Origin of the sequence: Paenibacillus curdlanolyticus YK9 (assembly GCF_000179615.1) — a bacterium.
GTDB lineage: Bacteria > Bacillota > Bacilli > Paenibacillales > Paenibacillaceae > Paenibacillus_T > Paenibacillus_T curdlanolyticus.
Map to the genome: position 1 here is coordinate 48,546 of NZ_AEDD01000012.1, position 21,307 is coordinate 69,852.

The 21,307-nt window shown below is 48.8% G+C and carries 23 protein-coding genes and 1 riboswitch; all 23 genes read right to left on the bottom strand.

Features of this window, described 5'->3' with window-relative positions:
* Positions 1-20: 20 nt before the first annotated feature.
* Entirely contained in the window at positions 21-2,921 is a 2,901-nt protein-coding gene (locus tag PAECUDRAFT_RS20175; protein WP_006039996.1) for an IPT/TIG domain-containing protein, read from the bottom strand.
* A gap of 68 nt (positions 2,922-2,989) precedes the next feature.
* A riboswitch (cyclic di-GMP riboswitch) is annotated at positions 2,990-3,076 on the bottom strand.
* Between the two features lie 95 nt (positions 3,077-3,171).
* On the bottom strand, positions 3,172-3,522 hold the full coding sequence (locus PAECUDRAFT_RS20180; protein ID WP_040713572.1) for a hypothetical protein: 351 nt from the start codon (positions 3,520-3,522) through the stop codon (positions 3,172-3,174).
* Complete coding sequence (fliS, locus tag PAECUDRAFT_RS20185; RefSeq protein ID WP_006039998.1) at positions 3,519-3,905, bottom strand: flagellar export chaperone FliS; 387 nt, start codon at positions 3,903-3,905, stop codon at positions 3,519-3,521. The genes PAECUDRAFT_RS20180 and fliS overlap by 4 nt, the downstream gene beginning before the upstream one ends.
* Positions 3,906-3,914: 9 nt before the next feature.
* Positions 3,915-4,268, bottom strand: a complete 354-nt coding sequence (locus PAECUDRAFT_RS20190) for a flagellar protein FlaG (protein ID WP_006039999.1) — start codon at positions 4,266-4,268, stop codon at positions 3,915-3,917.
* A gap of 37 nt (positions 4,269-4,305) precedes the next feature.
* Positions 4,306-5,235 carry a flagellar filament capping protein FliD gene (gene fliD / locus PAECUDRAFT_RS20195; RefSeq protein WP_006040000.1) on the bottom strand — a complete coding sequence of 310 codons (930 nt, stop codon included), beginning with the start codon at positions 5,233-5,235 and terminating at the stop codon, positions 4,306-4,308.
* A 59-nt stretch (positions 5,236-5,294) separates the two neighbouring features.
* The gene (locus PAECUDRAFT_RS20200) at positions 5,295-6,359 is read right to left on the bottom strand and encodes a glycosyltransferase (RefSeq protein WP_040713574.1); all 1,065 of its coding nucleotides are present in this window, start codon (positions 6,357-6,359) and stop codon (positions 5,295-5,297) included.
* A gap of 66 nt (positions 6,360-6,425) precedes the next feature.
* Positions 6,426-7,229 carry a flagellin N-terminal helical domain-containing protein gene (locus PAECUDRAFT_RS20205; protein ID WP_006040002.1) on the bottom strand — a complete coding sequence of 268 codons (804 nt, stop codon included), beginning with the start codon at positions 7,227-7,229 and terminating at the stop codon, positions 6,426-6,428.
* Between the two features lie 124 nt (positions 7,230-7,353).
* Positions 7,354-7,590: a carbon storage regulator CsrA gene (gene csrA / locus PAECUDRAFT_RS20210; RefSeq protein WP_006040003.1), complete on the bottom strand. Its 237-nt coding sequence runs from the start codon at positions 7,588-7,590 to the stop codon at positions 7,354-7,356.
* The gene (gene fliW, locus PAECUDRAFT_RS20215) at positions 7,584-8,009 is read right to left on the bottom strand and encodes a flagellar assembly protein FliW (RefSeq protein ID WP_006040004.1); all 426 of its coding nucleotides are present in this window, start codon (positions 8,007-8,009) and stop codon (positions 7,584-7,586) included. Before fliW ends, csrA begins: the two co-directional genes overlap by 7 nt.
* Positions 8,010-8,087: 78 nt before the next feature.
* Positions 8,088-8,657, bottom strand: a complete 570-nt coding sequence (locus tag PAECUDRAFT_RS20220) for a DUF6470 family protein (RefSeq protein WP_006040005.1) — start codon at positions 8,655-8,657, stop codon at positions 8,088-8,090.
* Positions 8,658-8,668: 11 nt separating this feature from the next.
* Positions 8,669-9,577: a flagellar hook-associated protein FlgL gene (gene flgL, locus PAECUDRAFT_RS20225; RefSeq protein WP_006040006.1), complete on the bottom strand. Its 909-nt coding sequence runs from the start codon at positions 9,575-9,577 to the stop codon at positions 8,669-8,671.
* An 85-nt stretch (positions 9,578-9,662) separates the two neighbouring features.
* Positions 9,663-11,189, bottom strand: a complete 1,527-nt coding sequence (flgK, locus tag PAECUDRAFT_RS20230) for a flagellar hook-associated protein FlgK (protein ID WP_006040007.1) — start codon at positions 11,187-11,189, stop codon at positions 9,663-9,665.
* Positions 11,190-11,201: 12 nt separating this feature from the next.
* Positions 11,202-11,702, bottom strand: a complete 501-nt coding sequence (locus PAECUDRAFT_RS20235) for a flagellar protein FlgN (RefSeq protein WP_233516797.1) — start codon at positions 11,700-11,702, stop codon at positions 11,202-11,204.
* Positions 11,703-11,726: 24 nt separating this feature from the next.
* Positions 11,727-12,011 (bottom strand): flagellar biosynthesis anti-sigma factor FlgM, encoded by a 285-nt coding sequence (gene flgM / locus PAECUDRAFT_RS20240; RefSeq protein WP_006040009.1) that lies wholly within the window; start codon positions 12,009-12,011, stop codon positions 11,727-11,729.
* A gap of 128 nt (positions 12,012-12,139) precedes the next feature.
* Positions 12,140-12,553 carry a TIGR03826 family flagellar region protein gene (locus tag PAECUDRAFT_RS20245; protein WP_006040010.1) on the bottom strand — a complete coding sequence of 138 codons (414 nt, stop codon included), beginning with the start codon at positions 12,551-12,553 and terminating at the stop codon, positions 12,140-12,142.
* Positions 12,554-12,667: 114 nt separating this feature from the next.
* A complete protein-coding gene (locus tag PAECUDRAFT_RS20250; RefSeq protein ID WP_006040011.1) occupies positions 12,668-13,570 on the bottom strand; it encodes a ComF family protein in 903 nt (300 codons plus the stop codon).
* On the bottom strand, positions 13,567-15,894 hold the full coding sequence (locus PAECUDRAFT_RS26480) for a helicase-related protein (protein ID WP_006040012.1): 2,328 nt from the start codon (positions 15,892-15,894) through the stop codon (positions 13,567-13,569). Before PAECUDRAFT_RS26480 ends, PAECUDRAFT_RS20250 begins: the two co-directional genes overlap by 4 nt.
* 282 nt (positions 15,895-16,176) lie before the next feature.
* The gene (locus PAECUDRAFT_RS20260) at positions 16,177-16,647 is read right to left on the bottom strand and encodes a glycosyltransferase family protein (protein WP_006040013.1); all 471 of its coding nucleotides are present in this window, start codon (positions 16,645-16,647) and stop codon (positions 16,177-16,179) included.
* Positions 16,648-17,279: 632 nt separating this feature from the next.
* Positions 17,280-18,032 (bottom strand): hypothetical protein, encoded by a 753-nt coding sequence (locus PAECUDRAFT_RS20265; RefSeq protein WP_006040014.1) that lies wholly within the window; start codon positions 18,030-18,032, stop codon positions 17,280-17,282.
* On the bottom strand, positions 18,025-19,227 hold the full coding sequence (locus tag PAECUDRAFT_RS20270) for a hypothetical protein (protein ID WP_006040015.1): 1,203 nt from the start codon (positions 19,225-19,227) through the stop codon (positions 18,025-18,027). Before PAECUDRAFT_RS20270 ends, PAECUDRAFT_RS20265 begins: the two co-directional genes overlap by 8 nt.
* Positions 19,228-19,230: 3 nt before the next feature.
* Positions 19,231-19,860, bottom strand: a complete 630-nt coding sequence (locus PAECUDRAFT_RS20275; protein ID WP_006040016.1) for a hypothetical protein — start codon at positions 19,858-19,860, stop codon at positions 19,231-19,233.
* Positions 19,860-20,477 (bottom strand): RNA polymerase sigma factor, encoded by a 618-nt coding sequence (locus tag PAECUDRAFT_RS20280; RefSeq protein WP_006040017.1) that lies wholly within the window; start codon positions 20,475-20,477, stop codon positions 19,860-19,862. Before PAECUDRAFT_RS20280 ends, PAECUDRAFT_RS20275 begins: the two co-directional genes overlap by 1 nt.
* A gap of 98 nt (positions 20,478-20,575) precedes the next feature.
* Positions 20,576-21,304, bottom strand: a complete 729-nt coding sequence (locus PAECUDRAFT_RS20285) for a response regulator (RefSeq protein ID WP_006040018.1) — start codon at positions 21,302-21,304, stop codon at positions 20,576-20,578.
* Positions 21,305-21,307: the final 3 nt, after the last annotated feature.

Consider the following 21,307-nt stretch of genomic DNA (forward strand, 5'->3'; position numbering starts at 1 on the left):
TCTTGTTCTAATACTGTCTATTAATTGTACGTGTAAGTGAGCGTATTGCTTTCTTGACCATCAGGATTTACTACTTTCACGTCTACTGGACCCGATACTCCAGCTGGAACCGTTACTTTAACCCTCGTCGCACTTACAAATGTCACGGTCACCACTTGCGTGGAACCGAAGTACACTTTCGGTTTATTAACAAAGTTCTTACCATCAATATAAATAATATTACCGCCAGCAGCAGTACCACTAGTAGCTGTCATACTAGTCAGTATCGGAGCAGGCGCCACCAATCCATTGTCATACGTAAACGTCGCCGTCACGCTCAAACCATTGGATAACGTTACAACGAGAGGAACATCACCAATCGTCGCGTTTGCAGGTACTGTAACTTTCAAGCGAGTTGCATTTACCAATGTAACTGCCGCACTATTGCCGTTAATCGTTACCGTAGCTGTGTTATCAAAGTTGGTACCATCCACATAGATAATGTCCCCGCCAGCTTTGCTAGCATGGTTTGGCGTCATGCCCGTAATCGTAGGTAAAGCTGCTGTATATTCGAAACCTTGAGCCAGTGAACCCGTGCCGCCATCAGTATTCGTTACTGTTACGTCTACTTTACCAGGCGTTACAGCTGCCGGGGTCGTTACTTTAATACGCGTAGAACTAACATAGCTGCTGCTTACAATGTTTGAGCCAAATGCTACTTTAGCTCCCGATTTGAAATTAACACCATCGATATATACAATTGTGCCACCAGCTAACAAACCAGTGTTTGGTGTTAACGACGTTATTGTAATCTGGTCAATTACTGGAACAGTATACTCATAAGCTGCTGCAAGTTCAGCCTCCGCTGTTCCCGTTGTAACTTTGACATTAACCTTGCCGACATTGTCGCCAGCTGGAACCGTCGCCTTAACTCGCGTTGCACTTACATAAGTCGTCGGAGCATCTTTACCGCCGATCGACACTTTCGTAATGTTCGTGAAGTTGCCACCATCTACATAAACGATATTGCCGCCAGCCAAAAGTCCTGTATTCGGCGTTACTGCTGTGATAGTAGGGATCGGATAAACAATAGCTGTATACGTGTATGCTCCTGCCAGCGTATAGGTTTTACCCTCAGCGTCCACGACAGATACGTCAACTGCACCTGCTTGATCACCAGCTGGAATCGTCACTTTCAATCGAGTTGTCGAAACGTACGTAGTTGCTGCGCTCTTGCCGCCTACGAGTACTTGTAACCCGTTTTTGAAATTCTTCCCATCAACATAAGCAATGTCCCCACCTGTTACTACACCTGTATTAGGTGTAATTGACAGTACTTCTGGGTCTGTTTTTGGCGGTTCATTATAAGTATAACCGTCATCAACAATCTTGCTTGTTTCATCAGGATTCAAGATCGTTACGTCTACCGGACCAGCAGCTGCGCCCTTAGGTGCCGTTACTTTAATATACGTTTGATTGGAATACATCGTAACGGCTGCAGTATTATCACCGAACTTAACGGTCAAACCTTTCATCATATAGTTACCTTGTATGATGACTGTATTACCGCCGTCTAGTGCACCATTCGCTGGCGTAATGCTCGTTACAATTGGATCAGTTTTGTACTGGTATTGTCCGATTGCCTTTTGAGTATCCGGATTTTTCACAGTTACATCAACAGTTCCCTGCTTACCAGCAGGTACCGTTGCCGTAATCGTAGTAGAGTTTACAACCGAAACGTTCGTAGCTGCAACAGTACCAAACGTAACAGTAGCTCCATTAAAGAAGTTTTTACCGTTAATTGTAACCGTCTCTCCGCCATCTGGGTGACCGAAAGGTTGGATAATTGATGTGATCTGCGGAGCCGGCAGTTTCACTGTAAGGTTAACACTCGGAATCAGTTTGTACCGAGCTCCCCCTGCATAATCTTTGTACGTAATCTTAGATGTTGCTGTTGAAACTGGGAAAGTACCCGATTTCGTTTTATCTACTGGACGAATTTTGTACTTGAAAGAAAGCGTACTATTCTTCAACTCATTGAAATCCCATACTAACGTGTTACCTGTAACAGTCGGTTTAGGAATGTTGTTATCATACGAGCCAGGTACGATCTCGAAGTTTGGATCCACGTTGTCCGTTACCGTCACGTCGTATGCGCTTGCCATACCGATTTCTTTAACAATGGCAGCGTAAATTTGGCTCAAACCAGTGGAACCTAGAACGAAGTGATGGTGATCCGAAGTAGTAGCCATTTCTTTCAGCAAGATGTTCGGGCCACTAGTTACCGGATCGTCAGTCGATTTCAACAATGCAATCGTGTAGAAAATAATTCCATTATCTTTTGCGAGTAATGCTTTTTGTTTCGCATATCCATAAGGATCCGTTGAAGGCTGGGTAGCATCTCCATCCGTCATAATTACAATGACTGGTTGTGCTTCAGGTCTGTGGTTAGCAAGCAAGGCAATAGCAGAGTCGATCGCATCGCCTGTTGCCGTCGATCCATTTGCATTGATGGTGTCAATGTAGTTTTTCGCTTCTGTCGGATTCGTCGTAAACGGAAGATTGCCAATCATGTTGCTGGAAGAGAAATCCACTATAGCAACGCGATGTTTTGTCAGATCCATCAGATCAACAAATCCTTTGGCAGCTTCTTTTGCATTTAACATTTTGTCCTCGCCATTGTTATAGCTCGGAGCCATACTTCCTGATTTGTCGATAATGAGTACAACGTCATTTGGCACGACAACGTTTGCTGGCGGAATACCAGTTACATTAAGCGTTACTTCAGCTTCATCCTCCGTCGTAATCGTTGTTGGATTTACAGTTTTTGTTACCGATACGTAGTCATTCACAGCTGCATTTACTAGTGGTGCTTGTACCATTAATCCGAGAACTAGACTCATGGTGACAATTAATGCAAAATACCTTTTCAATGTCCGCATACTAGACCTCCTATACTATTTTCAAAAATAAAAACAATAGTAGATTACTATTGTTTGTTACCACAGTAATGGGCAACCTGGCGATCTTTCACTAAAATGTGCGAAGACCCATAGCTTTGCGTCACTATATTTCTATAGCTTTGCCAAGTATTTAAATGTATGGAAGTGTGCCTTTGTTACTTATATTATATGAAAAAAGTAATGCAGTTTCAATTTGTTTCTACAAAAATCTGTTACTATTTTACTAAATTTATTCTTGTGAATCTATAAACGCTCCCATATAGGTCGAAAAATCGTTTTGATAAGCCGATTTGGATTGTTTAGCTTTACGAATTAATGTCATATGATTATTAAGTTTATTCATTTCACTAGATAATCTAACATTCAATTCACGTTCCTGTTCTAATAGATCTTTCAAAACTTCCATTTCTGATGCCGATAAAGAATGCAACACAATCTGTTCGAGTAACTTTTTTTGTTCAGACTGAAGAGAAAGAAGCAAACTAACGTCTGCTTCTTCTTCTAGATTTAGCGTATGAATGATGTCGATCATTTCTTGCAATCGGGTAAAATGATTTCTCATAGAATGTTCAGTGCTCATGATGTTGTTATTCCCCCGCGCTTCAAACTCTTTAACGCTTCTAACCATGTATCCCTTAATTCAGATATTAACTGGATACATTCCTCAGCAGCTGCCCGATCCATCTTTACGTTGGCAAATGACAGTTTCTCCTGAATATACGTGTATAACTGAAACAAACCGTTCGACAGCTCATATTCCATGTTCAAAGTCGACTGAAGCTCATCAATAATGTTTTGTGCCTTAATGAAGTTTTCATGCTTTCCATGAACATTCTGATTCTCCATGGATTGAAGTGCTTTTTTAATAAATTTAATGCAACCGTTGTACAATAGTAATGTTAATTCCCCAGGAGATGCCGTCTGTATTTGTGTATTTGCATAATTCGCTTGTGCTTGTAGCATTACGGCATGTCACCTCTTCTCGTCGATTATTGCACCTACTGTCAGCTCTTGAAGTTTTTCAACGAGTTCAATAAACTTTTCTGATGGGATTTCATGAATAATTTCATGCGTTTCTTTATTCAAAATTTGTACGATAACATGACCGGAACCCTCGTGATACTTGTAGTTGAACTCATGAGGTGTCCCGCTTACCGCTTTATTGGCTTTGTCAATTGCACTAACCAATGCTTTTTCGCTTACGGTCAGAAGTTGGGATTTGCTCTTTTCTTTCAGTTCGTTGTATGCCCCTGCTACCTGAATATAAGGTCTGGATTCTTGATTTGTCGTACTGATCGCGGAGGGACTCTTCTGAGTTATCTCCATACCCCTTCTCATCTCCAATTCTACTTTCTTGGGATCTTTACCCTAATTGGCTTTGAAGCCACGAGATTTGGGCATTGCTATTCGCAATCGCCTTCTCCATGTTTGAGAACATTCTATAGTAATAATCTTCACGCTTTGAAATCCGCTCATTCATATCTGTAACCTTACTGTCAATCTTTCCGATTTGTTGTGAAAGGCTTTCTGCCGTCGTAAGACCGCCATAGAGCTTACGCGTAATCGAGGTGATTGCCTTGTCTGCAATCTCATATGCACGTTGGAAAATCCCTTTTCCACTCTCAGCCCCTGCATCTTGACGGGAGAACATAGCAATTACATCGTCACGATTAGTGGCAAGTGCCGCCCTTAGCTTGGTCTCGTTCACGATTAGCTTGCCGTTGTCAGCAGACCCTTTCATATAGGCTGGAGTAGTGATGCCAATCTCCGTCAACGTGTCGAAGCTTGTGTTAACGTCGCTGCCGATAAGCTTAGTAGATGTTAAACCTCGAAGATCTTTGACTGCGCGGCCCAACACATCATCATTGCGCAACGAACCACTCTTTGCTTTCGCTTCCCAATTGCTAATATCCGATTCACTCATGGCAGCCTTTTGATCTGAAGTAAGCGGTTGGTAATCTCGATACTTCTCTTCATCCAATTCCGTATTGAGTGAGGAAACCATATCGTTGTATTTACTAGCCATTTCTTTTACTTTTGCAACAATCTCATCGTCAGTTAAAGGAACTCCGGATGAAGATTTAGACCAATCACCTGAAAACCTTGCCGTAGACAACGAATCCCTGAATGAAGATAACTTCAGATTCATTGACTTATAATCATCCATTTTCCATTGAATCGTTTGCTTCTTCTGCAACAGTTTATCTACCGGCATCTTTTCAGCTTTAATTAATTCTCGAACCATCGATTCTGTATCGAGTCCTGAGGTTAGACCTGTCAGTCTCATTGGCATATTCGTCCCACTCCCTCTGAATTTACTATATATAATATATATCGAATTATATATTGCCTTTATTTAGTCTTTTTTGAAAGTTCCATTAGCCTTTTAACGGAAGGCTCAAAATCGTAACGAATTGCTTCACTATACCAGTATTTAGCGGAGTCTAAGTTGTTTGTAACTTCATAAAAAACAGCTAAATTATGAGCTGCCCTATAAGTGCCGCATCCTACGACTGTCGTATAAATATCAGTGTCACCGATCTCTAACGCCTTCTTGTAAGCAGGTTCAATCTGATCGAAAAACCCAGCCTCCATCGCAAGAATTCCCTTCAAGAAAGCAAGATCCGGGTATTGTGAATAACGTTCACTAACGGAAGAAACAAACTCGTAAGCGTTCTTAGCCATACCCAGTTCTTTGAGCGTGTATCCGAACATTACTAAAAGCGGAGGATAATACATTTTGTCGAGTTGCTGAAGGTTAACCGCCTTCATGAGTGGATCATATGCTTCGCGATATTTTCCCGTCGAATAATATAACTTCCCAAGTTGATACAGCATATAACCATCATTTTCATTATTACGCAAAGATTCCTCGTACAGCTTTACATACCTTTCAAACTTCTTTTTATCATCATATGATTGTTTCAAATAACCATAGTGCTTTATCGTAATTGAGCTGTTCAAATACTCAACTTGTTTTCCCTGATTGGTTAATTGCTCATGCACTGAACCTGCAAACTTATAGTTTGAATTATTCGGAAATAATCGCACAGCCCGGTGTCTCGTTGGCTCGGTTTCCGATTCATTATGTATCATAACAGAGGCCGCCCGGCCCTTATGGAGTTCGATAAACCGTTCTATATTTTGTTGTGTATCCGAATCCATCTCTTCATCGGCATCCAAAATAAATATATACTCACCTGTAGCTTTACTAATGGAGAAATTTCTTGCTTCCGCAAAATGATTTTTCCACTCCAACCTATGTACTACAGCATGATACTTCAAAGCAATTTCAATCGTACGATCCGTCGAGCCTGTGTCGATAACAATAATCTCATAATGATCAGGAATGCTGGCAAGAGCACGTTCGATTTGTTCCTGTTCATTTTTAACAATCATACAGACGCTGATTTTCACAGAGTAACACTCCTTACAAAAAGAAGAGACCCACACATAATGTGGGCCTCTTCTTTTTTTTGTAAATTAACGCAGCAATTGCAGAACGCCTTGTGGCGCTTGGTTTGCTTGTGCGAGCATCGCAGTCGATGCTTGTTGCAAGATGTTGAATTTCGTGTACTTCATCATTTCAGCAGCCATGTCCGTGTCACGGATACGGGATTCTGCCGCCTGGAGGTTCTCAGCATTTACGCCTACGTTGTTGTATACATGCTCCAGTTGGTTTTGGAATGCGCCCAGCGTCGAACGAGCTGTATTAACAGTCTCGATAGCCGTATCGATCAATGCGCCTTCAGTTACTGCTTGAGCATTGTCCGTCAAGCCCGTCAAACCAAGGCTCGAGATGTTAGCGTTCGTGAAGTCAACTACAACTTGATCAGCTGCGCCGCCACCCGTTTGAATCGTTACATTGCTAGCGCCACCCAACAGCGTGATACCGTTGAATTGGAAGTTAGTAGCGATGTCACTGATTGCAGTGTTAAGTTTTTGGTACTCGGAGTCCATAGCAGCGATGTCCGTGGAGTTATACGTGCCGTTTGCTGCTTGAACCGAAAGTTCTTTCATGCGAGTCAGCATGTCGGATACTTCGTTCATAGCGCCCTCAGCCGCTTGTACCATCGAAATACCATCTTGCGCGTTGCGCATACCTTGGTTCATCGATTTGATTTGAGCGCGCATTTTCTCGGAGATCGAGAGGCCTGCAGCGTCGTCAGCAGCGCGGTTGATGCGGTAGCCGGAAGAAAGCTTTTCGCTCGACTTGCCTTGTTGGATGTTGTTAAGTACCAAGTTGCGGTGTGAGTTCATTGCGTTAAGATTGTGGTTGATAATCATTGTTTGTTTCCTCCCTGATTTGTATTGTCCACTTCCATGTGGAGCAGGATTTCTACCCTACAAATACTATATCGGCGTGTCCTTCGATTAAGTTTATAGATAATCGAATTATTTTCCCGAAATTTTAATCAAACTTATGACTTTCTACCCAATTTTTCAAACGACTTATGTCATCTTTTGTCGAAACCGCATTCTTATTGGATTGCTTTACGTCTTCCACAACTTCTTTTCGAACAATACTATACTCTTTTGGAGCTGATATCCCAATCTTCACTTGTTCGCCTTCTATGGCTGTAACGAATATTTCGATATTCTGATTAATCACAATGGATTGACCACGCTTACGACTTAGAATTAGCACGTTTTTTCCTCTCCGTTTCTTAGGGGGAAAAGCTCTGCATTAATTTTGTAATCGGTATGGTTTAATATCACCTGTCTCCCTTCCCCTCGAGACACATTAATAACAATTGGTGCGACTAAATTCATTGTTGATTTCGAAAAGGGCTGTTTAACAGTAACGATTGAATATACGGCTACATCTTCAGGTTGCTTAATATTCAAATTTTCTAACACTTCATCATTAATCCTGAATTCGTATTCAGGGTATGTATCGAAAGGAGATACAACAACAAAGCCGATCCCTTCGTCCTCATCACTATTTAACATCGCGTAAGGACTTTCTTCATTAATCCCCTCTAGCTTGAAATACTTCAAATGTTCAAATCCAATTATACTGTTGGCCAAATCAATTCTCATATTTTGTAATGCTTGGTGGATCATCGTGTGAAGCCTCCAATCACATGTGGCACTCTTTTTAACTGTATAAATAATAATGCTATAGCTTTCGCTATAGCATTATTATTTATACAAGTCATACGTAGATACTTCTATAGATATCGAATTCCTTTGTCTCAGGTAAATATCCAATTTGCCTCGGTAAGCCTCGATCTCCGCCTTATGGGGAGTATATTCTATAACTACAGGCGAGGCTTCAATGTCAGTGCTAACATCTCCTGGGGCAAACTCCAGTTTCACATTATTATAACTAGGTTCAGCAACCTGATAATCAACCAAATTGTCACGGAAAAGTGCATCTTGAGCCAAATCAGCAAACGCGCTTCGAGGATTTGTAATGTTAGACATTCGTTTGCCTTCCTCTACTTGGCGAGCAAGGTTCTGTAAAAACACCGATTTCATTTGACTATAAATTGCACTACTCCACTCTAAATTTGGCCCTTTACCTAACGCATGCCATGCCTGAGAGGAATCTATTGATAACTGCGAATTGGTTGATTCAAAGTTCATCTTGGCTGCTGGTTGCTCAATCAGTTGTTCACCTCTCGGAAGCCTCATCTCCTGTGTTGCAGGCTCCGCATCGATTCCAATCGAAGCAAAAGTTTGGTGAATTGATAACCGCAAGTTGTTCAAATGTGCACCCCCTATCTCAAGTAATCAATAAGGGTTGGAGAAATAATTTTGGCTCCTGTAGACAAAGAAGCCTGATACACTGCCTCTTCCTGATTATATTTCATGATTGTTTCCGCCATATCCGTATCTTCCGTTTTACTCTGAAGAGACGTAAGATTAAAATTCAAATCCTGTAACCGCTGGTCAATGAGATCAACGCGGTTTACTCTTGCCCCTACCTCTGAGCGAAGATTAATAATCTTATCATATCTTGTACTAAGATTTTGATACGCAGTCTGTAAATTCGCCATATTCCCGGCAGGAGTTAATGCATTTTTTATGTCCTTCAACACTTTAAATAAATTATCCGCATCGCCATTCGAACCAAAAAGATCCTCTGCCTTCACATTAATTGGAACCGTAACTCCAGCAGCAAAACGAACTTGTATTAATTGATCATCTGGCTCTTCGGCCGCATTCGTTCCCGCGGTCGCCGCATCAAATGGTATTTTATCTGTCTTCTGTCCATTAAATATATACTTTCCATTTAATTGATCGTTGCCAATCGTAATAGCCTGTTCATAAATTTGGCTAACTTCCACAGCAATTGCATCCAATGCGGATTGCGGATTGGTACCATTCAAAGCTTGAACAGACAACTCCTGAACGCGCTGTACGATATCATTCAACTGGCCTACTACTGTATCAGTATGTTCCAACTGCGATTTTGCCTGTGCAATGTTTTTGTCAAATTGCTCATTCATTGAGAGTTCGCTTCGGTATCGGAGCGAATAGGTAATGCCCACTGGATCATCGGACGGTTTATTGAGTTTTCTCCCTGTTGAAAGATCATTCTGTTGGCCCTGCATCCTAGTTAGATTATGGTTAATATTGCGCATGAGTTGTCCTTGTATCATACCTGGAGTTACGCGTAGCGCCATGATTAATTCCCCCTCGGATAGTCTTTTCAATAGGAAAGCGGGCCTTTGCCCGCCTTTATTTGCTAATTAAGAATGCAATTGCAATCTACCGACCGACGATTCCCATTCCATTGATCACTTTATCAAGCGTCTCATCAATCGTCGTCATGAATCGTGCCGCTGCTGAATAAGCATGCTGATATTTAATCAGCTCAGACATTTCCTCATCAAGCGAAACGCCGCTTACCGACTGACGTCGGGAATCGACTTGGGTAACAATGTCCTGCTGATTTGTTGCTTGACGATTTGCTTCTTGAGATTGCAAGCCAAGCTGCCCAATCATAGAAGCGTAGAATTCATCAATCGTGCCGTTAGTTATTCCGTTTTGACTGGCCACGGGGGAGAATTGGAACTTGGTGTCCTTTAGCCCTGCCATAAGATTAGCCAAGACGTTATTACCTTTTACCGTCTCATTCACGCCATTCGTTACTGCCGTACGCAAAGAAGTTGCGATATTCATTGGATCATCAATGATATCTTGGCTCAGCCGGATGTTCGCAGCTGTAATAGTAGGAGTCCCATCACTAGTCACGAAAATATCGTCTGCTTGTGTCGGCGGATTCGTGAACAAATAACCTAGGTTATGCAGCCCGTTAATGCCCCTAACCGTTGTAGTAAGATCCGCAGCTAGTTGTGATCCATTATACGTCGAACCCGCTGGAATCGTAATCGTGATCTCTCCATTTACAAGCGTATCCGCCATTGCATCAAGCTGACTCTCGTAATCCTTTAGAATCTGGTCGCGTGAGACAAGCAAGCCTTGGATTTCGCCACCGACTACTCCCCCGCTGTTGAATTGGGTCTCGAGTGCCTGAACCGTCGTGCCCGGCGCATTCAAACCGTCTACCAGCATAATGTTGCCTACCGAAACGTCATATCCATCAGCTGTGTTGACAACAGATACGTTAATCATCTTGGAAAGCTGGTCGACGAGGTAATCACGCTCATCCATCAGGTCGTTCGGGTTATCGCCGTAAGCCTCAAGACGTTTAATTTCTAAGTTGAGGTCCGAAACTGACTTTGCGATAGAGTTAATTTGTTCGGTCTTGGTCGCGATATTCGTTGTTAAATCCGCATCTAAATCTGTCAGGTGTTTACTTGTCTCATTGAACGCATCCACTAGTGCAAGCGCGTTCTCGCGAACGATTTTACGGCCCGTGATGCTCTCCGGATCTTTACTGAGGTCCGTCCACGACTTCCAGAAATTATCCATAACCGTACGGATACCGGAGTCCGATGGCTCATTAAACACCGTTTCCAGCTTGCTCAGCGTGTCCGATTGGATCGACCACTCACCGAGGCTGCGGTTCGCGTTGCGGAATTGGTCGTCGAGGAATTTCTCGCGCACGCGCGTAATCGACGTGAACTCAACGCCTGTACCGAGCTGCCCCGGGATGTTGCTGCGCATGTAGCCCGGCGCCTCGATTGGGCGGGATGCGACGAGGTTGACGCGTTGCCGTGAGAAGCCCGGCGTATTCGCATTCGCGATGTTATGGCCCGTCGTGCTGATATTCGCTTGTTCGGTGAATAGGCTTCGTTTGGCTGTTTCTATGCTATGGAATGTCGATCTCATCGATTACGCTCCTTAGAACTTCGAATTGTATCGTCCCGCGTTGGACGGACCGTATTTGAACTCTGCCGGATTTGAGTAGGTGTAGCTCTCGTCCTCCGGGCTTACGATTATCTCTAACGAGAATTGAATAAAATCAAGCGACTGCTTCAGCAATTGCTGGTTGTCCTCATTGACTTTAACTAGCTCCTTCACAACCTTGCCGAGCTGCTCGTGGAGCTGTTGGAGCCTCACCCGCTCTTCTACCTCGAACACGACGCTCATCAATTGCTTCTGCGTAACCGCAACACGCGAGTACACGCCTTTGGCAGCCATCACCTTCGTTGATTCCAAGCCACGCTCGGCCTCTAGCTGCCCGATCCGTTTGTTAAGCCGATTCTCGGTCATCATATGCTTGGTCAGCTGCTCCAGATCATTCGCGATGATCGCATGCTTCTTGATCCGCGCCGTCTCCAGCAATTCCTCATGCGCTACGACCATCTGCTCCAATGTTTCGATTATTGCTGCCACTGACATGCTGCTCACCCGCGCTTCCGCCGATTAGTTCCGATCCTGTTGTTTCAAATAAGGGAGAAGCTTTTCTGCGATTTTGCCCGACTCTACATGGTACGTACCCGTTGATACTTGCTCCTTGAGCGCATCGATCTGCTTCTGACGCTCTGGCGACGTGACGTTCTGCTGCGATTGCAGCATCTCCATCGCCTCGGCTGAGATTTGAACATTGTCCGTTTTCTTCTTGCGGCTTGCCTCAGCTGCGCGCTGCTCGTTATGCTTCGCATATGGATTGACGGCGCCGAGCCGCTGGGTTTCGTTGATCTTCATCATTATCCACTCCGTTCGTCGTTCCCAAAAATAAAAGGGCCGATAATCATCTACATGTATTATCGGCCGGCGTATTGGATTTTTTTATAGGAAAGCTTGACATGCCAAAAATGTACCGAAAGTACTGAACGTTAATATTTATCCCGGTGGCGGTCAACGGATTGATAGGCCCCGTTGCCCTGCTTGGTGTTGTATCCGTGTCTGTCCGTATTGAGATTCAATTTATTAATATCCTTCGTCAGACGCGAACGGCAGGACTCGCAAAGGTTGCCCTCGCGGATCGTATTCGTGCACATCTCGCAAGGGTATCCCATATTAGGCATGTCCATAAGCGAAATACGGCCCTCACGGATAAATCTCGTAATCTGAGCGATGCTTACTTCCGTACTCTCGGATACTTCATAAATCGTTGCGCCGCGATTTTCCCTGAGATAGGTTGCGCAGAGCTCGTATTGTTGATCCAGATCCTTAATGCAGGCTGGACATAGGTCACGTAAGTTCTTCGCATATAATTTGCCGCAGCGAGGACAATTATCCAAATTCATTTGGTGCAGCCCCCTTTGACCACGCTAGGTCAAGTTGTTTATTAGTGCTATTTTACCTCACCTGAACCGCTTTTTCATAGCTTTTTCGATCATATCTGCAAATTATATGTCGATTTACCCCGAACGCGCAACGGTTATTGCATAGACTTGCACCTCCGCTTGGGGGATATGCCCTTGCAGCGCTTCCTTCAGCACTTGCGCGCAGGCGTTGACTGTGCTTCCCGTCGTATAAATATCATCTACGATTAGCAATCGAAGGATGGATTGTTGGTTATGTCGCGGATGCTGTGGGGAGGCTGCGGATGCGATTGAAAGGGAGCCGCGTGTAAAATGGCGCTCAAGCGCCGCCTGATCAATTGCAAACAGGCCATCGGCGCTTTGCATGCGCGCATGACGGGATTGCAGGCTCTTTTTCTCCGAGTGGCGCGTTCGAATCAGCAGCTCAACCAGAGGCAGATTCCTCTGCGTACAAAGCTGCCTCGCAAGCAATTCCGCTTGATTAAAGCCGCGCTCCAGCAGCCGCTCCTCGCTGACGGGCACGGGAACGACAGCTTCCCACTTCACGCTGAAGTTTTGGCTGCGGCTGAGCAGCTCCAGCTCTAATCGGCGGAAGGCATAAGCCAATAAATCGGACAGCGGGGCGGACAGCTTCTCGTCTCCGCGATATTTGAACAGGGCAAGGCACTCCCTTATCCGATCATCGTAACGTACCGCACTGCGGTTGCTTATAAAATAAGCCTCGCTGCGTCGCGCACAGTCATTGCATGGTCCTGGACGGCCGCATACCGCACATGCGATGGCGTTAATCCATGGCAATTGCTCCGAGCAGCTCTTGCACAATTGGCGGAGCATCGAGCTCGAAGGCAGGAGTGCGCTGACCTGAATCGGAAAGAGCGCTGCTTTATGAGCGGGTAGGCTGCATAGCGGACAGGGCGATGGCGAGGGGCTTAACAGAGAAGCGAACTGATCTGCCGCTGTACGGCATTGGGTGATCAAATAACGGAGTGGCCAGATCATCGTAATCGTCCTCGTTTTGAGATCGGGCGGGTCGACTGTTGCTGAGAATGAGAAGCTTTAGGCGGCCTAGCGCGCTCAGCGCTTGGCAGCAGGAATCCGCGAACGGATGCTTCTTTGTTCATGCTCGTAATTTGCTTGATCGCCCGGCGCTGAGGCTCGCTGCGATTGGACGCGCAAAAGTAGACTCGCCCTGCCGGATCATCCTTTGAACGGCCGGCTCTGCCGGACATTTGAACGAGCGATGCTTCGTCAAACAGCTTCCCGTCCGCATCGAGAATAAAGACGTCGCTATTCGGCACAGTGACCCCTCTCTCCAAAATTGTCGTCGTCACAAGCATGCGAAGCTTGCGCTCGCGGAACATGACGACATGCTCGGAGCGCTCGGCGTCCTGCGACGAGGTTGCGCCGATCGGCAAATTGGGCATTGCCCGCCGAAGCAGGGCAGCAAGCGGCTCGGCATGGCGAATCTGTTGAACGAAAATAAAACACTGCGCGCCGCGGTCGATTGACGCTTGCAGCTTGCGTCGCAGCAGGTCCGGGATGGATTGGCGAGCTAAAACTTGGGCAACCCTCGGCATTCGAAGGTAGGCTGGAACCGGCAACGGATGCCGATGAAAACGTACCGGCACGCGGGCGTATTCGATTAACTGTTTACGAGCGGCTCGTTGTAAATGGGCTGGCGGCGTAGCCGATAGTAAAATGGTGGCGCCGCCTGGCTTGCCCGCTTTAGATGCGGCGTAGTAAAGCAACGGGTCGCCGTGGAATGGAAATGCGTCAAGTTCGTCCACCACAACGAGCTCGAACCGTTCATGAAGTCTGAACAGCTGGTGGGTCGTTGCCAGCGTAATCTGGCCATCTTCCCAGCGTTGATCGCTGCCCCCGTAAAGCGTCGCGACCGATGCTTCCGGAAAGGCCCGCCGAATGCGCGGATCCAGCTCCAGCACTACGTCCCGCCGAGGGGTGGCGATTAAGGCTCTTCCGCCCGTTGCGAGCGCTGCTTCGATAAGCGGAAAAATCATCTCGGTTTTGCCTGCGCCGGTTACGGCCCAGAGCAGGAAGGGCGCTGCGGGTTGGGATGGACTGTGCGCTGATGAAGGAGCCAATGCTATTGGAGGCAGGGATGGGGATTCTGCCGTGGTGGGCAGGTGCCCCGGCGGGGACGGGCAGGCAGACTGTGGGGGATGCGCGCGATTCGCGGTGGCCCACTGCGTTGCCGTGGCGGTCACTCGCCCCGGCAGCGACGGGCACGCAGGCTCTGGCGGGCGCGCACGGTCCGCGATGGGCCACTGTACTGCCGCGGCGGGCACACGCCCCGGCAGGGACGGCCACGCCCCCGCTTCGCTGCGGGGCGCGTCTTGCGCCGCGGTGCCCGCGGCTGCCGCCAGCGCAGCCAGCCTCGGCCGCGCATAGCGCAACGCCGCCGAAGCGGCGGCGTGCTGCGCTGGGCTGAGCCCCCAGCGCGGGCTCGGCTCCGCCGAGGGCGCAGGCGCGGCTGCCGCCCTCGCCGCGGCAAACCCGGGCGCCGCCAGCCTGCCTGCGGAGGCGGCGCCGTGCGCGTCTGCGAGGCGGCTATCGCCTCCACCAAGGATCAGCAGCCCGCATTCGCGGCTGCGACCCATGGTGAGGCAGGCCTCGCAGTACGCGCACGCGGATGAACCGCACGCTGCGCATGCCGTGCGGTTCATCCGCGCTTCGCCGCTGCCGCATCGCAGGCAGCGGCGGCGCCATGGGCGCCCGCGCCGAAGCGGCGCGGGAAGCAGCCGGCGCCACGGCGAAGCCGGGGGCGGCAGCGGCGCGACCGCGCTGCGCAGGCGCAGCAGGCCGCGAAGCGAGGCCAACTGGAGCGCAGGCGCTAGCGCGCTCCAGCCGCCTGCGGCGATTGCGACGCAGGCGAGCTCGCTGCTAGCGGCAAGCAGCGCTAGCGCTTCGCCGGCAAGCGTTGCCCGCCCTTGAAGCCTTGCCGCTACAGCTTGAAGCACATGCTCAGGCACGGCGGCTGCCCCTCGCGTCTCGGTCAACTGCAGATCTACTCGCCGAAAAGCTCCGCCCTTGCAACTCCCCTTTTCATTAGCCAACAATGCTGCTTCGATGCAGCGCTGCATTAGCCGAAGCGACTCCCCCTGTTCCCGCTCGTCCCCCTCCCCCTCGTGCCAACGCGAAACGGCTTCTTCCGCAAGGCTAAGCGGTAGCTTGGCATCCCATCGCCACATCACTGCCTCCTCCCGCCATTCATGCTGCCAGAAAGCCATATCTGTCTGCAGTTCTAGCGTCCATGCCGCTTTCCATTGATTTTGAATGCAAACCATGTATACATCCGCCTTCATATTCTCTTGCTCCCCCTTATTTACCCAGCCACTTCCTCGACATGATCAACTAATCCCCGCACAGAGGTCCGTCTTTGCATGAACACACAAAAAAAGCACACTCATCGCCTACTGGCGAAGGAGTGTGCTTCACGTCCTTAAACGCTATTTGCCTTACATTCATCGTCATTCCGAATATCGGATGAGCTTACTTTCGCTCATTCCCATCCATTGTAAATCATTATCCAGCCAGCCGCAAGACGCATACAGACCGTTTGCTAAGCTGGCTGCCTTGAACAGCGATCAGAATAACGGCAGCTTCGCCAAATCCTCCGGTCGGTTCAAATCGACAAAAACCGATTGATTGGTTCGCGCCAAACCGTCACCCGCTTCAGCAAACCTGCCATTTAGCCCTGCCTGCGTTCGAGCTGTTCCACGATCATAGCTGCTGGACCTCAGCTGTCGGCCGTGGTCAACATAGGCGTCATCCACGATATATTCCAAGCCTGAAGAAGCTAACCGTCCTGCTATCGCTACTGTCTCGTCAGACGAGCCGCAATCTACGATCGTAATGCGTACGTCCGTGCCCGAGCGGGAAGAAAACCAATGAATGGAGCGGATAAACCATTCCATTCGCGGCGCATCGTTGCGCGCGAAGAGCACATAGTGCCTGCTTTCAGCCTTATTCCTTCGACTGGCATAGTAACGGATTAGGTGTACCGACAACGCCGCAAGCACGTAGCTGCCGAGTACAAGCGCGAGCAATGAAATCATCTCGGCCACCTCCTTATGCGACACTATATGCGGCGCGCCGCCCATCGGTTACGGGCGAAGAGGACAACAAACTACGGTTAACGGCTTACACGATGGCACTATTCTTCTGTTCTTGCTTCGCTGCCCTGTCATTCGCATTCGTGTCCACCTGCAGTTCACAAGCACCTTCTCGCAACGCAGCTCACACAGTACAATAAGCTTAATGCTCATTGCACACTGTACAATGAAATGATCAGAACGAGACAACAATAGATGTCCCCGTTGCAGTATGTGCAAGGAAATCGCCCTCCCCGCACCCAATCAGCGGTTAAACCGTCAAATCGTCTGATTTCTCATTGTACCATCTGCAACAGTCCGCCCATCTGAACCATTTAAAGCTTCCGGCGTTGTATAAACTACAATGACGCCCAACGACGCCAAGCTATAGAAGCACGCCCTCAGTCTCTCCTCTGCTCCGTTAACTCGGCCAATCCTGCTTCGCTTTCACCTTTAGCCGCAGTGCTGCCGACGATGCTGTGCTCTCTACTTGTTCTCCCACTGCCGGCAATACTAGCGCTCCTCTGCTTGCTCTCCCGCTGCCGCCATTCTAACGCACCCCAGCCTGCTCTCCCGCTTACGGCTACTGCTTTAAGCTACTGCCGCTTCGTCCGCGACCACCCTTGAGGCAGCTTTCCATCAGCGAGCGTCACGTTATTATTGCCCGTATCCAGCTCCACTGGCATCTGCTGAGGCAACACGACGGTCGCGTTGCATCGCGCGCTCGTATCGTTGAACCCGCGGCCTTCGGCAGGCTTATGCAGGCTAATATACATCGTTCCGCCTACCGTACGCGCACGCGCCATTTCAATCGCTGCTGGCTCCTTTCCTCCGCTTGAAACGGCAATGCGACAATCGCCAAAAGCGGCTGCTCTAGAAGCAGCCCCATCGACTGAAGGCGCGGCATCGACGCGAATCGAACCGCCAAGCCACTCGTCTGCCTGCAGAACGATCCGCTTCACCGATGATTCTAGCTCTTGCTCAACCGGCGCGATGGAAACCGTGCGATATTCCGAATCTAACGATTGCTTCATTTCATCCAGTATGCCTGTCGACTGTGCAGCAGCGAGAAACAAGCATAATCCGCCTACGAGCGATAAAGCGACGATACTGAACAAGTCATAACGAATAATCGGGCTTTGCTCTTTACTCATTGCCAAATGAATGATAATTTCAATACCCAGCACGATGGCAAGCAGCGGCCACCATAACCATATATGATCGATCCAGCCCGAGGTTCCGTTGAACTGAGCGGCGCCCAAGAGGGCCCCCGTCATAATAAGCGCTATGCCCATCGACCATGTTCCCACACGCCATTGCTTGACAGGCGGATTCGCCGGATTAGCCACGATCAGCCGCCTCCTCGCCGCGCTTGCCGCCAAGCAGCAGCTTTACGCCCCCGATCACGAAGGCCAATGCAACCGCACCTGTTTGGACATACCGCTTAATTTCATAGGTAAGCTGAAAATCGCCATAATACCGTTGGATTAGATCCAATCCGATTTGATCGAATACATAATATCCGCCCAGCAGCAGCAGGCCGATACCAACCCAGCGCTGGCGATTCACGAGCCATTCAACGATCGGACGATCCTCCATCGCCGCATTCCCTCTCTCCTCGCTTCGCGATACATGCTGGAGCGCATCAAACAGCGAGTAGCACCAGATCAACGGCAAGAAAACGAGGAACAGCGACAGCCGAAGCGTATCTAGCAGGTAGAAAGCGATAAAGAACCCAGCCATCAGTTGAAACCCTCTCCGCTGCAGCCCCAGATACATGTGGCCGGCACCCGGCAAAATCGATAGTAAAATCGCTACCCAACGGCTGCGTTTGCCGCTTTCCCTATGGCTTTCAAAATCCTCCAGCACTGACCGATCGACCAGCGTCTCGCCCGCTTGTTTGCGGCCTACCATCCGCACCGCATCGAACATGCTGTACACCCAGATAATCGGCAATGCCCCGAGAAAAACGAGGAAGCCTGGCTGATTCGACAGCATGCTGACGAATACGATCATCATAAATAAGCCGAAGAATCCTACCATGAAGGTAATGCCTCGCTGCAGCAAGCCGAGCTGCAAATGCCCAAGGCCCGGTACGAACGATAAGAGAATCGTATAGAAGCGCTCGTTCGTCTGCTGAGCCTTCACTTGGCTGGCTAGGCCTTGCCCATTATAAAAATCTTGCGTCCCCGCTTCCGCAAACCGCGGCTGTATCTCTCCTTGCCCCAGCGCGCTTTCAAAGCCTGCATGGGATGCAGCTTGAAACCCTTGTGCCATGCTATAGCCCGATGAAGCACCCTGCGTACGCGAATAGCGCAGCAGCCCAACGACCAAATCGATCATCTGGATTACCCAGATGAAAAAAGCGATGACGATCCCCACAACAAGCGGATCAACCGCTTCAGCCATGATGGCCGCCATAAACAGCAGCGCCAAAATTCCAACAATAAGCACGGGATACACAACAGCCCGTGCTTTGCGCCCAATCAAATAATGTCCGACTCCCGGGATAAAGCCCAGCAGTAAAATCGCAACTGGATTCACGATTTAATTCTCCCCTCGATTTTGATGATGCTCGCCGCCTGCAGCCCTGTCCGTCCATTCATCCAGCAGGCCAACCGTCCGTTTCATAACACGCTCGACATAAGATGCCTTGCCCGCTTCAAGCCCCTCTGCGCCTGATACCGCGGCCTCCTCCATTGTTGGCGGCGAAGGCGGCTGGGCATGGACCCCTTTAAGAACTCCGGTAGACATCAGCGCAAAGGTGATACAGACAGCAGCCGCATAATGAACCATTGTTCGTCGGCGGTCCCTGCGATAGCGCTGGCTCTCGCTGCCCCGACGCGATTTGGCTTGGCCAGCAAGTTTCGTTATGCTCGTCGTCGTAAACAACCCGTCCTTCGCATCTTGCTGCTCATACTCGCTTGTTAGGTAGCCAGCCGCTTGACCGTAATCAGGCAGCTCAGCAACTCCCGCCATAATCTCATCCGTCAGCGCGATCGCCGTCTCCTCCGAGAGGGACGGCATGGGCATAACTTGCTGTGCCTCGGCCATCGCTGCCATCCATCGTTCCAAGCAAGCATCGCATTCGTATAAATGCGCTTCTGCCTGCTCCCGCTCCATGTCCGTCAATGCGCCCTGAAAATAATCCTTCCATTGCTGCATGCTCCAATGCATTAGGTACCGTCCCCCTTCTCCCATTGCGACCGCAGCCACTGTCTCGCCCGGTACAGCCTTGATTCAATCGACTTGAGTTCAACCTTCTCTTGTACAGCGATCTCGCGTTGGCTGCATTCATCCATGTAATAAGCCTTCACAACCCGCATTTGACCTGCCGGCATGGCTTCGAGCAGTCCGTTCAGCTGCGACTTGCTTTCTTTACGCAGCCAAGTTTCCTCAGGGCTAATGCCAATGCTTCCCGCGTTGTGCAGCTGCTCGTCCTTCGCAGCTTGCTCCGTTACCTCCAGACGCCTCCGTTCTCGGCGCTGGGCATCAATAGCGGCATTGACGACAATTCTTGTCATCCATGTCTTCAGCCCATCCAAACGGCAAGTCGGGAGAGAGAGATAGATGCGCAGCAACGCCTCCTGCATCACATCCTCAGCCTGCTGCGCATCCCGCAGGACGGCATAGGCAGCCGCGTACATCGATTGACGGTGGCGTTCCACTAGCACACGGAACCATTCCTTTTCCCCGCTGAGCACCTTCTGAACAATATCCTCGTCGCGAATCTCTCTCCCCCCTTTCCCTATGTAATAGACGAACGAGAGGGGCGAACCCCTGCATCCCGCCAAAAAATAATTTCTGCCCCCATAAACGCAACAAAGCCGCCTTTGGACAGGTTCGCCCAAAAACGGCTTCGGATGATGAGAAATAAGAATGCCTGAATGAATTATAGCGTTACCCAACCGAACTTGATTGAATGGATAACCGCTTGCGTGCGATCGTCAACTTCCATTTTTTGAAGAATGCTGCTGACGTGATTCTTAACTGTTTTCTCGCTAATAAACAGGAACTCGCCGATCGTCTTATTGCTTTTGCCTTCTGCCATGAGACGCAGCACTTCCGCTTCGCGGCGGGTCAGTGGATTGTCCTCTCCCGCAACGAACTTCACGCCGGTCTCCTTGCCCGCTGCAGCGCCCGATACCGCTCCCATCTCGTCGAGATAGGTCATGCGGCGGAGCTGGTTAATCAGCTTGCCTGTCACTTTGGGGTGTATGTAGGAATGCCCCGTCATGACCGAACGAATGGCGTTGATTAGAGCTTCAGCTTCCATGTCCTTGAGCAGATAGCCCGTCGCCCCTTTGCGGAGCGTTTCGAACACATAACTCTCATCATCATGTATCGATAAAATAATAACTTTTATTTCGGGGAACATGTCGCGCAGACGCTCGGTTGCAACGACACCGTTCTCGATTGGCATATTAATATCCATCAACACGATTTCCGGCTGTGTATGATTGCAAAATTCAAGCACTTGAATTCCGTTATGGCATTCTCCGATAACTTCCAAATCGTCTTCCATATTCAGAATCCGCTTCAAGCCTTCACGGAAAAGCTGATGATCGTCCGCAATAAGAAGTTTAATTCGTCTCTTATCGACCGTTGTTTTTACATCCATCGT

What these genes read in the sequence shown, in the direction of transcription:
- flgK (WP_006040007.1), bottom strand. Translation starts at nt 11,189, where the DNA reads ATGAGATCGACATTCCATAGCATAGAAACAGCCAAACGAAGCCTATTC.
- PAECUDRAFT_RS20205 (WP_006040002.1), bottom strand. Translation starts at nt 7,229, where the DNA reads ATGATTATCAACCACAATCTTAACGCAATGAACTCACACCGCAACTTG.
- flgM (WP_006040009.1), bottom strand. Translation starts at nt 12,011, where the DNA reads ATGATGAAGATCAACGAAACCCAGCGGCTCGGCGCCGTCAATCCATAT.
- fliS (WP_006039998.1), bottom strand. Translation starts at nt 3,905, where the DNA reads ATGCTACAAGCACAAGCGAATTATGCAAATACACAAATACAGACGGCA.
- PAECUDRAFT_RS20285 (WP_006040018.1), bottom strand. Translation starts at nt 21,304, where the DNA reads ATGGATGTAAAAACAACGGTCGATAAGAGACGAATTAAACTTCTTATT.
- flgL (WP_006040006.1), bottom strand. Translation starts at nt 9,577, where the DNA reads ATGGCGCTACGCGTAACTCCAGGTATGATACAAGGACAACTCATGCGC.
- PAECUDRAFT_RS20175 (WP_006039996.1), bottom strand. Translation starts at nt 2,921, where the DNA reads ATGCGGACATTGAAAAGGTATTTTGCATTAATTGTCACCATGAGTCTA.
- PAECUDRAFT_RS20190 (WP_006039999.1), bottom strand. Translation starts at nt 4,268, where the DNA reads ATGGAGATAACTCAGAAGAGTCCCTCCGCGATCAGTACGACAAATCAA.
- fliD (WP_006040000.1), bottom strand. Translation starts at nt 5,235, where the DNA reads ATGCCAATGAGACTGACAGGTCTAACCTCAGGACTCGATACAGAATCG.
- PAECUDRAFT_RS20245 (WP_006040010.1), bottom strand. Translation starts at nt 12,553, where the DNA reads ATGAATTTGGATAATTGTCCTCGCTGCGGCAAATTATATGCGAAGAAC.
- PAECUDRAFT_RS20180 (WP_040713572.1), bottom strand. Translation starts at nt 3,522, where the DNA reads ATGAGCACTGAACATTCTATGAGAAATCATTTTACCCGATTGCAAGAA.
- PAECUDRAFT_RS26480 (WP_006040012.1), bottom strand. Translation starts at nt 15,894, where the DNA reads ATGAAGGCGGATGTATACATGGTTTGCATTCAAAATCAATGGAAAGCG.
- PAECUDRAFT_RS20250 (WP_006040011.1), bottom strand. Translation starts at nt 13,570, where the DNA reads ATGATCTGGCCACTCCGTTATTTGATCACCCAATGCCGTACAGCGGCA.
- PAECUDRAFT_RS20235 (WP_233516797.1), bottom strand. Translation starts at nt 11,702, where the DNA reads ATGTCAGTGGCAGCAATAATCGAAACATTGGAGCAGATGGTCGTAGCG.
- PAECUDRAFT_RS20260 (WP_006040013.1), bottom strand. Translation starts at nt 16,647, where the DNA reads ATGATTTCATTGCTCGCGCTTGTACTCGGCAGCTACGTGCTTGCGGCG.
- fliW (WP_006040004.1), bottom strand. Translation starts at nt 8,009, where the DNA reads ATGATCCACCAAGCATTACAAAATATGAGAATTGATTTGGCCAACAGT.
- PAECUDRAFT_RS20275 (WP_006040016.1), bottom strand. Translation starts at nt 19,860, where the DNA reads ATGCATTGGAGCATGCAGCAATGGAAGGATTATTTTCAGGGCGCATTG.